Annotated in this window: 9 protein-coding genes and 5 tRNA genes; 11 read left to right on the forward strand and 3 right to left on the reverse strand. The window is 41.8% G+C overall.

Translation table 11 applies throughout. The features are described 5' to 3' along the window. Nucleotides 1–58 precede the first annotated feature (58 nt). A complete protein-coding gene (locus WN50_RS25245; RefSeq protein ID WP_046279855.1) occupies nt 59–1,135 on the reverse strand; it encodes a glycosyltransferase family 4 protein in 1,077 nt (358 codons plus the stop codon). A 36-nt stretch (nt 1,136–1,171) separates the two neighbouring features. Continuing rightward, nucleotides 1,172–2,185 (reverse strand): HEAT repeat domain-containing protein, encoded by a 1,014-nt coding sequence (locus WN50_RS31175; RefSeq protein ID WP_046279856.1) that lies wholly within the window; start codon nt 2,183–2,185, stop codon nt 1,172–1,174. 115 nt (nt 2,186–2,300) lie between these two features. Between WN50_RS31175 and WN50_RS25255 the strand changes: the two genes are divergently transcribed. From WN50_RS25255 to WN50_RS25265, 3 genes are all read left to right on the forward strand, one after another. Beyond that, nucleotides 2,301–4,955 (forward strand): pentapeptide repeat-containing protein, encoded by a 2,655-nt coding sequence (locus WN50_RS25255; protein WP_046279857.1) that lies wholly within the window; start codon nt 2,301–2,303, stop codon nt 4,953–4,955. 120 nt (nt 4,956–5,075) lie between these two features. Next, a complete protein-coding gene (locus WN50_RS25260) occupies nt 5,076–5,606 on the forward strand; it encodes a phosphoribosyltransferase (protein WP_046279858.1) in 531 nt (176 codons plus the stop codon). Nucleotides 5,607–5,678: 72 nt separating this feature from the next. Further along, nucleotides 5,679–11,429, forward strand: coding sequence for an alpha-2-macroglobulin family protein (locus tag WN50_RS25265; RefSeq protein ID WP_046279859.1), 5,751 nt, complete (start codon nt 5,679–5,681; stop codon nt 11,427–11,429). 210 nt (nt 11,430–11,639) lie between these two features. On the opposite strand, the gene WN50_RS25270 is transcribed toward WN50_RS25265, so the two are convergent. Then, a complete protein-coding gene (locus tag WN50_RS25270) occupies nt 11,640–12,359 on the reverse strand; it encodes a cytochrome b/b6 domain-containing protein (RefSeq protein ID WP_046279860.1) in 720 nt (239 codons plus the stop codon). 418 nt (nt 12,360–12,777) lie between these two features. Here WN50_RS25270 and WN50_RS25275 point away from each other — a divergent pair, with 418 nt between their 5' ends. From WN50_RS25275 to WN50_RS34350, 8 genes are all read left to right on the forward strand, one after another. Further along, nucleotides 12,778–13,335, forward strand: a complete 558-nt coding sequence (locus WN50_RS25275) for an RNA ligase 1 family protein (protein WP_046279861.1) — start codon at nt 12,778–12,780, stop codon at nt 13,333–13,335. Nucleotides 13,336–13,360: 25 nt separating this feature from the next. After that, complete coding sequence (locus WN50_RS25280; RefSeq protein ID WP_046279862.1) at nt 13,361–13,990, forward strand: hypothetical protein; 630 nt, start codon at nt 13,361–13,363, stop codon at nt 13,988–13,990. Between the two features lie 100 nt (nt 13,991–14,090). After that, nucleotides 14,091–14,165: transfer RNA gene (locus tag WN50_RS25285), tRNA-Glu, on the forward strand. A 212-nt stretch (nt 14,166–14,377) separates the two neighbouring features. Continuing rightward, nucleotides 14,378–14,451: transfer RNA gene (locus WN50_RS25290), tRNA-Ala, on the forward strand. A 61-nt stretch (nt 14,452–14,512) separates the two neighbouring features. Further along, nucleotides 14,513–14,968, forward strand: a complete 456-nt coding sequence (locus WN50_RS25295; protein WP_046279863.1) for a riboflavin biosynthesis intermediates N-glycosidase — start codon at nt 14,513–14,515, stop codon at nt 14,966–14,968. A gap of 35 nt (nt 14,969–15,003) precedes the next feature. Beyond that, nucleotides 15,004–15,077, forward strand: a tRNA-Ala gene (locus WN50_RS25300). Nucleotides 15,078–15,082: 5 nt separating this feature from the next. Next, nucleotides 15,083–15,156, forward strand: a tRNA-His gene (locus tag WN50_RS34345). A gap of 6 nt (nt 15,157–15,162) precedes the next feature. Beyond that, nucleotides 15,163–15,245, forward strand: a tRNA-Ser gene (locus WN50_RS34350). Nucleotides 15,246–15,453: the final 208 nt, after the last annotated feature.

Consider the following 15,453-nt stretch of genomic DNA (forward strand, 5'->3'; position numbering starts at 1 on the left):
ATCTGAGAATTTCTCGGAATACAGTTGCTAGTTTAACCTCAATTTTGAATAATTTCTATCAACTTTGCATCATCTCTAAGAGCCATTTTTCCACGCGATCGCCCCAGACTTCTAGCGAATATTCAGATTCGGCTTGTTTTCGACAGCACAAACGGTCTATTTTGTCAAGCTTTTGAATCCCATTCACCAACCCGTCAACGCTATCGGGTTCTACTAGCCAACCTGTTTCCCCGTCTCGGACGATTTCCGCAGGCCCTCCCCGACGATAAGCAATGACGGGAACCCCACAGGCTAAAGCCTCAATAGCCACATTTCCAAAGGCTTCTACCCAGCGAGGAGTCATCAATAAAGCGCGACAGTCTCGCAGGTGTTTTTGTAACTCATGGGTTGATAGAAATCCCAAGTATTCTATCGGCGCATCGGGGTAGTCTTGCTGGATTTTTTCCCAATAGGATTTCTCCTGAATTTTTCCCATAATTTTCAAGGGAATTCCCGTAATTTTTGCAGCTAAAACGGCATCTTCCAACGCTTTTTCTGGGGCAATTCGACCTAACCAAGCTAACTGATTTTTCGGTTCAGCACAAAATTGATATTGATGAATCTCAATTCCACTGCCTATACAAGCAGCATTTTTAGAAGTAAATCCAAAAGTTTCTGCTTGAGTTCGGGTATAAAATCCAATAGTCTGAGGAAATTGTTCAACCGTCTCTTTAATAATCGTATCTAGCGCAACAGAAAGCGAACCCATACTCACCCAATGAGCAACTTTAATATTCAAAAAAGGTGTTAAATATAACGGCAACCAATCATAGGCAAAATTAATAATCACATCATAATTATTCTGCACTTGACGGGCATAATCCCACATATTGCCCAATACCGAATCGGAGGGTAAAATAATCGGAGTCTCTCTATCTTGAGATTGCGCCATGATTTGCAAATTTCCGGGAATTTCAACTAAATTAATTGACTCCAACACCGAACCCTCTGGGGCGACAACGGTAATTTGATGACCTTTTTGTTGTAACACCTTCGCCATATTTAACAGCGTTAATTCCACACCGCCACCTGTCCCAGAACCTAACGGCCCAACCGGAGTAGACATTAATAGTAATTTCAGTAAATTATCACTCATTTTTTTAGAATAACTCTATTTTTTAGTCTCAACTCTTTACCGAGGCGGTTCATCATTAATTGTCGGTAATGGCCGCATCCGACTGAATTTATCCGCCGCCCATCTCGCCGTTTCTCGTACCTCGATATCGGGGTCATCCGCCGCCCGTTGTAACAACTGATTCATCTGAACAATTAAGTCATAAATACGGGTTAAATCTCGAATTGCATTTTTTCTGACTTCTGCATTTTCATCTTGTAATGAAAGCGTTAACGCCCGACTCATGGGTTTCAGGGTGCGAGTGCCAATTTCTGAAAGCGCGGCTAAAATCAAACTTCGTTGTTTAGAATCAGAACTATAGAGTAAATCCACTAACGGTTGAATCCCTCGAGAATCGCCTTTTTGACCCAATTCCCAAATCGTTTGACTGCGTTTAGTCGGATCATGATTCTGTAATTCTAATATCAATTGTTCTACTCGGTCAAGTTGAGGTAAGCGGGGCTTATCTGTGATTAAAAACGTCTCAGCCGAGTGAACTTGGGGAGGTTTTTCTAGCGGTTTATTTTGGGGGCGAGGGGTATCTACATAACCATTATTCCCCCCTGGTTCATTTACACGGGAAGGAGATGATTTTGAGGGAAGTTCTAAAAGGGGTCGGTCTTCTAATGCCTCTTCGGGGCGAAACGGAGACTGGGAACTCCCAGGAATAAACGCATTTTCCGACTGCGTTAAAAAGGAGGAAGATTCCTCAACTGTCGCATCTGGGGGGAGTTCTTCTTCCGCTTCGGGTTGAGGGTTGTGACCAATTAACTTAACAATAATAAAAACCGCTCCCCCTGTCACAATAATTGACCCAACACCGAGTAAAATTAATCCCATCGGTAGTTGAGCGGGAAACTCAAACTTCGGCTTTTCAGAGGTAGAATTATCTTGGGCAAGGTATTCTACAGAGGGGGAAGGATGTCGCACTGCTGTAGAATTTGCAGAGATAGCACTTTGACTCGGACTGGAGAGGAAACCCGAGCAACTCAAGCAGGTGAGTAGGAATAGGGGAATGCGGTAAAGAACCATGAAACGCTATTGAGGATTTTCACAAGTCGGGTTTAACCTTTAGCTAGCTCCATCCTAACTTCTCTTGCACCCAGATTCTCATTTTTCAACCCATGTAAACAGATTAAATTCCCGAATGACACGAGAGCGAACCCACAAACTGACTCAAAAGTTCATTACCACTGAAGTTTTCAGTCAAAGTGGTGAACTCGGTGAACGACAAGTTTGGGAAACCGTTTGTCACACCTTTGCTCAACGTCATTGTATCGCTTATTGGCGCTATCCGATTTTTTCCAAGACGGGCGCCTTTCGCAAGGAACCTGACATTTTAATTGTAGATGCTGAGTTCGGTTTAATTGTCATCGAAGTTAAGTCTATCACGCTTGAGCAAATTGTGGGAATTTCCGGCCATGTCTGGGAATTGCAACAGTTTTACACCACTCGCATCACCCCTTACCAACAAGCAGAAAATCAACTGTATGCTTTACTCCAATATTGTCAGATTGAAAGCCAATTAAAACATCAAGTTTGTGGACGGGCGATGGTGGCTTTACCGTTTATTTTATCTGAAAGTTGGCAACACCGGGGCTTGGAAAAATTACCCAGTTCTCCACCTATTTTATTTCAAGATGATCTTGTAAGTTCATCTTCTATTTTAGACTTTATTACTCAAACCCCTTCCTTAGTTCCAGGGCAAAACCTCTCCCCTCAGCAATGGGAGTTATTACAAGCCGTTATTGCAGGAACGCCTTTATTTCGTCCTCCGACGCGGAAATTCTTTTTTAAAGCCAATCAAAACAAACGAGGGGAAATCTTAGCAAAAGTTCGAGAATATATTTCAAAACTCGATTTAAACCAAGAACGTATTGCTAAACAAATCCCTCCCGGTTTACAACGAATTCGCGGCATTGCAGGTTCAGGAAAAACGGTATTACTCTGTCAAAAAGCCGCCCAAATGCACCTTAAATATCCCGACTGGGATATTGCGTTAGTCTTTTTTAGTCGCAGTTTATATGAACCCATTATCCAACAGTTAGATCAATGGTTGCGACGGTTTAGTTGTCATCAAGTTCGTTATGATTCTCGCAATCAAAAATTGCGGGTGCTTCATGCTTGGGGTTCCAAAGAACAACCCGGACTTTATAATACGATTTGTCAAGCCGCAGGAATTTGGAGTTTAAGTGTTCGTCGAACAAGTTCTTCTCAACCTCACGAAGCATTAGCCGAAGCTTGTTGTGATTTACTGCAAAAATCTGTTATTCCCCAACTGTTTGATGCGATTTTAATTGATGAAGGTCAAGATTTACTGGTCGAAGATGAATTAAAGTTTGAAGGAAAACAGCCCTTTTATTGGATGGCGTATCAAGCTTTATGTCCGGTGGGTTTACAAGGAAATAAAACCCTAAAAATACTGCAACGTCGGTTAATTTGGGCGGAAGATGAGATGCAAAGTTTAGAAACGCTGAAAAGTCCAAACCCCAGCGAATTGTTTGGGGATAGCTGGGGACATCTATTAATAGGTGAATATGCTAATTCTATCAATAAAACAGAGATTTTATCTCGATCTTATCGGGTTCCGACCCAAATTTTAATCGCCGCTTATGGGATCAGTCTGGGGGTGTTACGTCCGGCGGGATTATTAACAAAAATGACAAGAATAGAAGATTGGGAAGCTATCGGTTTCCAGGTTCATCTTGAAAATACTGTTTATTCTCCCGGTCAAAAAAAAACCCTCTCTTATTCTTCTGAATATTCCGCTCATCCTGTTTCCCAGTTTTGGCAACATTCTTTAATTGAATTTGAAACCTATCGTTCCCGTCAGGATGAATTAACTGCCCTTACTCAACAGCTTTATCACAATTTAAGGATAGATGGCCTGCGTCCGAGTCGGGAAATCTTAGTCATTATATTAGGAGATGATTTTGAGGCGATAGCCTTGGAAACTTATGTTGCAAATTTTTTAATCAGTCAAGGATTAGATATTTATATTCCAGGGACAGTTGATTGTAATATTATTAGTTCTCCTAAACCCAACCCTAATCAATTTTGGTGTGAAGGGGGAATTACGATTTCTCGCATTCATCGGGCGAAAGGACAAGAAGCCGATATGGTGTATTTAGTGGGTTTTGATTATCTTGCCAAAGATGAAGCAAACCTCCGTTTTCGTCAACAACTTTTTATCGCCTTAACTCGCTCTAGAGGTTGGGTTAGATTAACAGGAATTGGTGCTTATCCGATGTATAATGAAATGGCGCGAGTGATTCAATCTGGGAATACATTTAGCTTTACCCAACGACAACCAACCCTGCGAGAAATTGGCTTAACAGAGGTGGGGGAAATGCTACGTTGTTATCGTCAGGGAAAGCGGAACTTTCGGGGGATTGATTTAGTTGGCGTTGATTTAACGGGAGTTTGTCTACGGGAGGCGAATTTGATGGATGCAAATTTAGCCCAAATTAATCTAACTCATGCTAATCTTGAGGGTGCTAAGTTATTGTTGGCTAACCTGTCTCAAGCGGTTCTCAACGGGGCGAATTTACAGCAAGCTAAGTTAGTCGGGGCTAACCTTTCTCACGCCCAATTGACTCATGCAAATCTGACCAATGCTGATTTACGAGATAGTGATTTAAGTAACGCTCAACTCATCGGTGCAACGTTAGAAGGGGCGAACTTAACAGGTGCCAATCTCAGCAATACAAATCTAACCGAAGCCAATCTCAAAGGGGCTGATTTAACCGATGTGACGTTACAGGACACAACATTCCCCAAGTTTAGCTTATCTGAAGCATAAAATTTTTTTCTGCCTTTGTCAACCCTTTCTCCATTTTTTTTCCGCCATTTTTATCAAGAAGCGGTAAACTATTAGAATAACCAACCCTCTTTTAATTGTTGATAACGGCAAGCAAACCCCATGAGCGATTTATACGTTTCTTGGTCAGATTATCACCAGGCAATAGAATCTTTAGCCGCGAAAATCTATCACTCCGGTTGGCAATTTAATCAAATTGTTTGTTTAGCCAGGGGAGGACTGCGAATTGGAGATTTACTCTCGCGGATTTATGATACGCCGTTAGCAATTTTATCCTGTTCTTCCTATAGCGGTTCGGAAGGTCGAGTCCGAGGTAAAATCAAAATAGCGAATCATCTGACCATGACCACAGAAACGCTTGGAAGTCGTGTTTTGTTAGTCGATGATTTAGTCGATTCGGGGATTAGTTTACAAGACTGTCTGTTGTGGCTGAAAAATCACTATGCGGCTGATCTTGAGGAAATCAAAACGGCTGTATTATGGTACAAAGCTTGTTCGGTGGTGGTTCCAGATTTTTATGTCGAATATTTAGCCGATTCTCCCTGGATACATCAACCCTTTGAACGCTATGAAAAAATGACTCCGGCTGAAGCTGCACAACTCAGCAAACACCCGAAACCCGCTATTCATTAAAAAATGTAGAGATTTCCGGAATGTCGGGGCTTTCATCTGTTATCAAGGGGGTGAGCTATTCTGAAAAACGCTATGGGAATTCAACGCCAATACCGCCAACTTGGGAAGCGGTTGATATTAATATTTTTGTTTATAGCGACGCTGGCTGGCTGTCGAATTTTTAGCATGACACCCACAGAAGAACCGTTACCGACTGTTTCAGCCCTCGCTGTTCCTCAACTTCCGGACTGGATAGAAAAAATTACTCCAACCGGAGAAGTGACATCTCTCAGTCAAATTCAGATTATTTTTAAACACCCGTTAATTCCGGTTGAGCGTTTGGATTCCCCAGAGCAACGTCAACTTCTCAATCAGTTTGAAATTACCCCGCAACTTCCCGGACAATTTCGCTTTTTAACGCCGCGAATGGTGGGCTTTCAAGCTGACCGAGCCTTACCCTTAGCTACACGCATTCAAGTTCAACTCAAACAGGGCTTATCTGACTTAGAAAATCATCGCTTAGACCAAGATTTAGCCTGGACGTTCAACACTGAGTCGATACAGCTAACGAACCTTCCCGGAACCGAAGAAAATCCGGGTTCAGCAGACAATCCCGTTGGTTTGACTCCTAATCTAACGTTTAACTCTAACGTCGAATTGGATTTAGACTCGTTAACGCAACATACAAAATTAGTTGCCGAAGCCTCCAATCAAGCCGTTCCCCTCAAGGCAGAACTCACGAAAAATCAGTTCAATTCGGAGTCTTTACCGCCTCAGACACAGTTCGACCCATCTAACCATATCTGGCAGTATACCATAACGCCCACCGAAAGTCTACAAAAAAGTACAAAATACACCCTACAAATCTTACCCGGACTGCATCCCAAGCGGGGAAATTTAGACAGTCAATTTCTCCTTTCTTCTCAAATTAAAACCTTTGATTCCCTACAATTTGAAACTCTACAAGCCTATGGTCAACCGAGTCAGGGAGGAACCTATGGACGGTTTGAAAATGGTAGCCCTCAACTCAAATTTAACAATCAAATTTTAGAAGAATCAGCCCGAGAAAATATTACAATTAACCCCCCACCGCCCCAAGACGCGCCTCCCCTCGTTCAAACCTATGGAAATAGCGATATTATTAACCTTAATCCTTGGGCATTAGAACCGCAAACCAACTATACCATTACCATTGGAAAAGATCTCAAAGATCAATTTGGTCAAACCTTAGAAAAACCTGTTACCATCTCCTATCAAACCGGAGATGTTGCGGCTGACCTTTGGGCGCCAACCGGGTTAAATATTTTCCCTTCAACCCAGAACTTACAGCTAAATATTGCCACAACAAACTTACCGCAGTCTCGATACACTGCTGCCTATAAAATTGTTGAACCGACGGATTTAGTCTATACCGATGTTGCTTATCCGAGAGAAAACAAAAAGAACCTTCTACCTGCGGAAAACAACTGGACTTCTTTCTCCGTCAAAAACCCCAAAAACGAAACCCAAGAAACCTCGATTAATTTACGAAGACAACTAGGAAAAGAGACGGGAATGTTGGCTTACGGAGTTAAAGCGAGAACCACTCGTTATCAAGAAGAAGGAAGACGACGCTGGAATGAACCCGAATTTTATGGGTTTGTTCAACTCACGAATTTAGGCGTTTTTTCCCAATGGTTTCCAGAGTCTGGAATTGTCAAAGTTAATCATTTAGAAGACGGTTCCCCGGTTAATAATGCCAGCGTTGAAATCTATCCCTCTCAACTCGATGCCCAAACTTTTTCAACTCCGAAACCCTGTGCTATTGGAAACACCAACGAAAGCGGAATATGGGTGTTAAATGCTGAAGACTTGCAACAATGTATGCAGGGCGATCGCTTTACAGAAGCCCCAGAACTCTTAGTGATTGCCAAAGAAGCAGATGACTGGGCATTTACCCGAACCTATTCCTATAGTGGGATGTATGCTTATGGAATTAATAGCGACTGGGAAAATAATAAACCCCTGTCTAGAGGTGTGATCTTTTCTGACCGTCAACTCTATCAACCGGGAGAAAAAGTCGCGTTAACAGGTGTTGCTTATTATCTGCAAAATGGCGAATTAAAACAAGATAAAAACGTCAACTATACTGTTACCCTCAGAACCTCCGACGGCAAAGAGAAAACCCTCGGAAGTTACCCAACTAATGAATTTGGTACATTTTCCCTGGAATTTACCCTAGATGAAGACCAAGCGTTAGGGGATTATAGCCTGAGTGCAAAAGCAGAAAATGAAGTTGAAATTTATGGAGATTTACGAGTCGCAGAATTTAAACCGCCCAACTTCAAAGTAGAGTTAAACCTCGATAAAGAAACCGCCATTCAAGGCGAAACCCTCACCGCTAATACCGAAAGCAACTATCTATTTGGTTCCCCCGTTGTAGGTGGGAAAGCGGAATATTATGTGACTCGTACCGCAACAGAATTTACCCCCAAAGGTTGGGAACAATATAACTTTGGGCGACAATGGTTTTGGCCGGAAGAAAAACCTACTTTGTCAAGTGATGTGTTGCAAAAAAGCAAAGTTCTTGACCAAGGCGGAAAAGGCACCCAAACCGTTAAAATTGACAAAGATTTACCCTATCCTGTCGAGTATCGAGTTGATGTACAAGTCTCCGATGTCACTAACCTAGCGGTTTCTGATTCTCAAAGTCTTACGGCTTTACCGAGTAACCGTTTAATTGGGTTAAAAACGCCCTTTGTCGCTGAAGCCAATAAAGCATTTCCGATAGAAGTTGTTGTTACTGACCCCAACGGAAAAGCCCTATCTAATATTGGGGTGCGTTTGGAATTGCAGAAAATGAATTATAGCAACGTTACCCGAGTGGTTGCCGGGGGACAAACGGAGAAAAATCAAGTCGAATACAAAACCGTTGCGACAACCGAAGTCAAATCAAATAAGACTCCAAAAACGGTTTCTTTAACCCCTCCTGAGTCGGGTTCCTATCGAATTCGGGCGAATTTTTCCAATAATTCTAGTGAAGTAACAGCCACAGATTTACAAATTTGGGCGACAGGTGATTCTCCTGTATTTTGGGGTGAAAATAACGACAACCGCCTGCAAATTGAACTCGATAAAGACACCTACAAACCCGGAGAAACCGCCACCGCTTTAATTAAATCTCCCTACCCCGAAGGAGAGTTATATTTTGCAGTGGTTCGGGATAAACCCTTGTATGAAAGCCTAACAACCGTAACAGGTGGCGCCCCACAAATTCAATTTACGGTTACTTCAGAAATGTTACCGAATGCAGCAGTAGAAGCGGTGTTAGTTCGTCAAGGTGAACCCCTGTCAGAAGTCGAACCGGGAAGCGTGGAAAATTTATCTCAAATTGGGTTTGTTCCTTTTAAAACCGACTTAGCTGAAAAAACGCTAAACGTGACAATTACCCCTACAAAATCAGAAGTTGAACCGGGTTCAGAACAAACGCTACAACTACAATTAACTGATGCAAATAACCAACCCCAACGCGGACAATTTACCGTTATGGTGGTTAATGAAGCGATATTACAACTCACAGGTTATCGTCCCCCAAATTTACTCGAAACCGTCTACGCTGAACAACCCATTTCAACTCGTTTTAGTGATAATCGTCCCGAAGTTGCTCTAGAGAGTATGACAACCCAATTAGCTAAAGGTTGGGGATATGGGGGCGGTTTTTCTGCGGGAATTGGAAATACTCGTATCCGCAAAAACTTTCAAGCCTTAGCCTATTATCAAGGTTCAATTGTCACCGATAATAGCGGAAAAGCCAACGTTACCTTTAAACTTCCCGATGATTTAACCACCTGGCGAGTTATGGTGGTTGCAACCGATGGAAACTTTAAATTTGGTTCAGGTGAAACGACATTTATTAGCACACAATCTCTGCTTTCTAACCCGATTTTACCACAATTTGCCCGTCCAGGCGATAAAATTTTAGCCGGAGTTTCCGTTACGAATAATACTGGAAATAAAGGAATGATTGACATCAAAGCCGATGTCGCAGGCGGCGTTAAACTTTCTCCTGGAAACGCCAACACCCAAAGCATAAAACGCCCCATACAAGCGGGAACCCAAGCTTACTATTTCCCGGTATTAGTTCAAGATGTTGGCACCTCTCAAGTGAAGTTTCAAACCGCTTTTGATGGGAAAACTGATGGCTTTGAAGTTCCCTTAGAAGTCAAACCTGTGTTAGTCACTGAACAAGTGATTGAAAGCGGAACCACAACTAATTCTCTGAATATTCCGATTAATGTTAGTCGGGATACAGTCAGAGATACAGGCGGTTTATATATTTCCCTCGCCAGTACCTTAATTCCCCAAATAACCGCCCCCGCCAAACAAATCTTCAATCAAACTGATTTACCCTTCCTTGAACCTGCGGCGAGTCAGTTGTTCATTGCATCCAACTTACAACAATTAAGTCAAAAATATGGTCAAAATTTCAGCGAGTTAAACCTCAACGCCCAAGCCCAAAAATCCCTTGAACAAATCTTCCAACTGCAACAAAATGACGGAGGACTAGCTGTTTATCCTGAACAAAAAACCTCTAATCCTCTCTTGTCTGCCTACGCCGCAGAAGCCTTAGCAAAAGCCTCCCAAGCGGGATTTAAGGTTGATGAAAATAAACTCAATCAACTCGAATATTACCTCAAACAAGCCTTAGCAAACCCTGAAAAAAATGAATTCTGTGGCGATGATTTACTGTGTAAGAGTCGAGTGAGGTTAAATATTCTCATGGCGTTAGCACAATTGGGAGAAAAACGCAATGATTTCATGTCTGATATTTATGGCTTACGCGATGAATTTGATACCGTAACTCAAATCAAACTCGCCCGTTATTTATCGAACTTCCCCGAATGGAATTCTGAATTTAACGAATTAGTCAATAAACTGCAAGAAATCGTTTATCAAACGGGACGAACCGCTACGGTTAATATTCCCAAACAATACGGTTGGATGAGTTCAGATATAACCGCCCAGTCGCAAGCGTTGCGTTTATTGGTGAGTCAAAATAGCCAACCCGAAACGATAGATAAACTCGTCCAAAGTTTACTCAATCTTCGTCGCGAGGGAACTTGGGGAAGCACTTACAATAACGCCGAAGCCCTCACTGCATTAGCGGAATATGCAGCCCTAGAACCCACTCCCGAAAACTTCCAAGTTCAAGTTAAATTAGGCGCGAAAGACTTAGGTTCAACTCAATTTAATGGCTTTAAAAACTCCAGTTTCACGCTCAATATTCCGATGTCAGAACTTCCTCCGGGCAAGAATAATTTAATGATTCAAACCTCTGGAAATGGAAAACTGAATTATTGGGTATCCTACGAATATCGCTTAGAAGAAAATCAACCCGGACGGTTAAATGGGTTAAGAATTGAACGCAAAATTCAGCGAGTTAATGACAGTGAAGTGTTGAAAAAAATGGGATTAACAGCCGAGGAAGAACCCCTAGAAGTTCAACCCGGACAAGTGTTTGATATTGGCTTAGAAATTATCACTGACCATCCCGTTAATAATGTGATGATTACTGACCCACTTCCGGCAGGTTTTGAAGCCATTGATAACCGTTTTAATACCAGTAATTCCGCCTTACAAGCCCAAACCGATAGCTGGAATATTAACTATCAAACCATTTATCGTGACCGAATTTTCGCCTATGCAGACTCTCTTGAAGCCGGGGTTTATCAACTGCATTATTTAGTCCGTTCTGTAACGCCTGGAGAGTTTCTCTGGCCCGGTGCAAAAGCCTATTTACAACAAGCCCCTGAAGAATTTGGACGCAGTTCATCTTCAAGTTTAGTGATTTCTGAACAGTCCTAATTCTTGTCTGAAATTGAAAGAAGAATGCTACCCATCTCTTTCTAAGGAACAATTAAAAGGCAAGATAGAATAGGGAAGGGGGTTGAGTAAATTAATCCCCTTTCCCTGATTTCTGTAGAGATGTTCAATCTATCTTCCTATCAATACAGTCAGCAAACATTAATCGATTTTTGATGACTAGGGATGTGTTAGTTTGTCATCAATAGCAATTTAACCTAATTCTTTGACTATAGAAATCACCCAAGCTAAAATAATGGTGATCAAAATAATTGCTTCTAAAACCCGAAAAATCTGAGCGGAATTGGGGGGATGAAAAACTTCATCAAGACGAAAATTAGCCTTCCATTCAGAAATATTTTTTCGCCATAAACTCGGACTATCCTGACTGCGGAACTTCCAATTCATAATAGACAATAGCAACGGAGTTCCCCCAACTTTCGCCGCCATTAATAGATGAAATGCGATCGCTAACACCAAAACTACCCAAGAAATCAGGTGAAGATAATACCAAGTATGATTAAGTTCTCCTTGGGGTAACCATTTCTCACTCATCATCTTACCCGAGAACAGCGCAAAAGTAAGCGCAAAAATTGCCAACGTGTTTGTAATACGATGTAGGGTGTACCCAAAAATCGGTTTTCCCGGTTCACTCAGCTTTTGCAGAGAGTCGGGTTGAATCAGGCGTTTTTGACCCCGACGAAAAGCGTATACTACAAAGATGGGAAAAATCAGCAGCGTCCACAGCCCAAAGGTACCATGAATCCCTTCAATCGCTTCTAACTTCGGTAAAAAAAATCGCCCAAACCGCCCATCATAAGTATCATACGTCCAAGCTGCCGTCAAAATTGCCGCGATCGCACAGATCCCTGTGACTCCATGCAAAATGCGGAGAAGCAGGGGTTGATAGGGCTGAGTAAGTTTACCAGGCATCTTTGAGACTCCGTTTTATTTGATTTTTGTCTATAGTAAATCAATTAACTATTGACTTTAATCTATAGTTAATTCCTCTACAAACCCCATAATTAAAGGATTTTTCCCCTATTTGTCCCCAAGGTACAAGATCGGGGTAAAAAAACTTTTGCCACACCCCTTGACAAGTTGTGTAGTATGTTTGTAGTATATAAATGTGGCAAGCAAAGGAAAGCGATAAAGCTTGATTCAGCAAGCCATCCGCACCTTGACAACTGAATATTATACTACATTTTCCCGATGTAGAACAGCGAAGTCGTGGGTATTTGACACTCTTCGCGCTGAAAGCGACGAAGATTCTTGCACGAAGAAAACTTCGATGGGCATTGTCAAGATGCCTCTAGTGTGCGGCAATTTTTGGTAATACCCAAAAAGTACCATGAAAAAAATTATTTCTGTATTTCAGCGAAACTATAATAGCGATCGTCAAGTACGAAATGAAGTTGTATCCGGCGCCCAATGGGTACTTCAGGGAGAAGGAATATCAACTCGGAAATGGGATGGTACCGCTTGCAGAATTCGAGAGGGAAAACTCTACAAGCGTTATGATGCCAAAACAGGACGTCAACCGCCTGTTGGGTTTGAACCTTGTCAAGAGCCAGATGCGATAACAGGTCACTGGCCGGGTTGGATTCCTGTCAAAAATACATCAGAAGATCAGTGGTTTAATGAGGGATTTGTTAACTATCAAGCTGTTTATGGATCTCCTGAAGACGGCACTTATGAACTCTGCGGGCCTAAAATTAATGGCAATCGTGAAAAGTTAAGTCAGCATATTTTAATTAAGCATGGTGACGAAGTTTTAATGAATGTAGGATGCACCTTTGCTGAAATTAAAAACTATCTCAAAACGGCTGATATTGAAGGAATTGTTTGGCATCACCCCGATGGTCGAATGGCAAAAATAAAGAAACGAGATTTTGGCTTTGAACGCTAAATCTGTATCTCTGGAGGTGGATAATATGACTCAAATGACCGTAACGGATGCGTTAGCAGAATTAACGTTATTAGAAAAACGAATTGAATCAGCCCGAGCCGCTTTAGACGGCAATAATTTAATTACTGTTGTTGAAATTGGTAAAGTTCCAACGGGTTATAAATCTCGTCAGGATTATACCACTCAAGCCCGTGCTGCTGTTCAAAAAGTTGATGCGTTAATTACCCGACGCCGAACCATTAAACGAGCAATTGTATTATCCAATGCGTCTATAATCGTTTCGGTTGCTGGTCAAGAAATGACGGTGGCTGAAGCGATTGAAATGAAAACTTTCATCCTGTATTCTGAAGCGGTTTTGAATACAATGTTGTTGGCTTATAACCGCGCTCGAAAAGATTTTGATGTCGCCCAAGCACGGGTGAAAGAACGTCTGGATAAATTGGCGATGGAAGTGTTAGGAAAAAACGCCGCTTCTGAGAAATATCAATCTTTAGCCGATAGTTTCTTAGCACGTGAAGGTGTCGAACTCCTAGACCCCACTGATTTAGCCGCAGATCTTGAACAACGGCAAACGTTTGTCGAAGAATTTCAATCAACGGTTGACCGGGTATTATCGATTAGTAATGCTCGAACTTTGATTGAAATTCCTGATTAAATATTATAAGATTGTCGTAAATTAAATTACTGTATTTTTGACAATCTTCAACTTTTAAAAATTAGTGCTGGTCACTCGAAAACCTCTAAATTTATGGTTTTGATGGATAGCTCAATGGGTAGAGCGCATGATCTTCAGTCATGAGTTGTTGGTTCGATTCCAACTCCATCAGCCATGAACCTTAAAGCTTAACGTTCAACGTTTAACGCTTAAATCTCAAGCCTCAAACCTTAGACTATTAACGCTTAAATCCCAAAGATTAACGTTCGATAAAATCCAGGGATAATGGTTGCAGGTTCCATAAAACCTTGAGGTTTCCACTTGGCTGAGTGGTCAGCACTTTCAAACTTTTTAAAATAGGTAATCAAACCAGAAAAGAAAACACAAGGGTCTGTAGCTTAATCGGGAAAGCACCGAGCTTGCACCTCGGGAGATGTCGGTTCAACTCCGACCAGTATCCATTAGGTTTATTGCCTAATTCACTGCAAAAAATTCTAATTAAAATTGAGGCAAAAAAATATAATGACAATCTACTTTTACGGTACTAGCCAAGAACCTTATGGCTGTTTTTCTAACTTTTCACAACAAGGTTTTGAGCTAGATGGGCTTTGGTGGCCCACCAACGAACATTACTTCCAAGCACAAAAATTTGTTGAAACGGATCGCTCTTGGTTCGATAAAATTAAAACAGTCAAAACACCCAAGGAAGCCGCGAAAATGGGACGCGATCGCAAACATCCTCTCCGTCGTGATTGGGAACAGGTCAAAGATGAAATTATGCAGCAAGGAGTGTTACGAAAGTTTAAAACTCATGCTGATATTTGTGAGATACTTCTTGCTACAGGTGATGAAGTTATTGTTGAGAATTCGCCTGTTGATTATTACTGGGGATGCGGTCAAGATGGTAGCGGGAAAAATAGGCTGGGAGAGATTTTGATGGCAGTACGAGAAATCTTGCGTCAACAACAAAATTACTAACTCAATATTCAGATTCAACAGCAATTCACAAAAAAGGGTCTGTAGCTTAATCGGTAAAGCATCTAGCTGGCTGCTAGAAAGATGTCGGTTCGACTCCGGCCAGTATCCATTGTGGAGTCTGAAGTCAAAGTGGTCGAGATGCTGGTTTGTGACACCAGTAATAATGGGTTCAAGTCCCATCAGACTCCCCTTTCGGAAGATACTGCTGAAGGGACAGCAACCCGTCTTGAAAACGGGAGCAAGGTAACACTTGGGGGTTCGATTCCTCTATCTTCCTTCAATTCAGCTATCAAAATTTCAAGAAACCTCAACAACATCCTTTAGTTGAGTTTATCCAAACTGTAGGTCATTTCAGTCAAAAAAACGCTGATGTGCTTCTAAATATTCTACGGTTGTATTTTAACACCTTAATCCCTTATTATATAACGCTTGTAGCAACTTAACCTGTAGGGGTGAAGTTGCTGTAACAAGCTTAGGGTAAGGTG

The organism is Limnoraphis robusta CS-951 (assembly GCF_000972705.2).

Excerpts from the sequence above, each read along its gene's own strand:
- WN50_RS25245 (WP_046279855.1), bottom strand. The coding sequence starts at position 1,135 with ATGAGTGATAATTTACTGAAATTACTATTAATGTCTACTCCGGTTGGG.
- WN50_RS31175 (WP_046279856.1), bottom strand. The coding sequence starts at position 2,185 with ATGGTTCTTTACCGCATTCCCCTATTCCTACTCACCTGCTTGAGTTGC.
- WN50_RS25255 (WP_046279857.1), top strand. The coding sequence starts at position 2,301 with ATGACACGAGAGCGAACCCACAAACTGACTCAAAAGTTCATTACCACT.
- WN50_RS25260 (WP_046279858.1), top strand. The coding sequence starts at position 5,076 with ATGAGCGATTTATACGTTTCTTGGTCAGATTATCACCAGGCAATAGAA.
- WN50_RS25265 (WP_046279859.1), top strand. The coding sequence starts at position 5,679 with ATGGGAATTCAACGCCAATACCGCCAACTTGGGAAGCGGTTGATATTA.
- WN50_RS25270 (WP_046279860.1), bottom strand. The coding sequence starts at position 12,359 with ATGCCTGGTAAACTTACTCAGCCCTATCAACCCCTGCTTCTCCGCATT.
- WN50_RS25275 (WP_046279861.1), top strand. The coding sequence starts at position 12,778 with ATGAAAAAAATTATTTCTGTATTTCAGCGAAACTATAATAGCGATCGT.
- WN50_RS25280 (WP_046279862.1), top strand. The coding sequence starts at position 13,361 with ATGACTCAAATGACCGTAACGGATGCGTTAGCAGAATTAACGTTATTA.
- WN50_RS25295 (WP_046279863.1), top strand. The coding sequence starts at position 14,513 with ATGACAATCTACTTTTACGGTACTAGCCAAGAACCTTATGGCTGTTTT.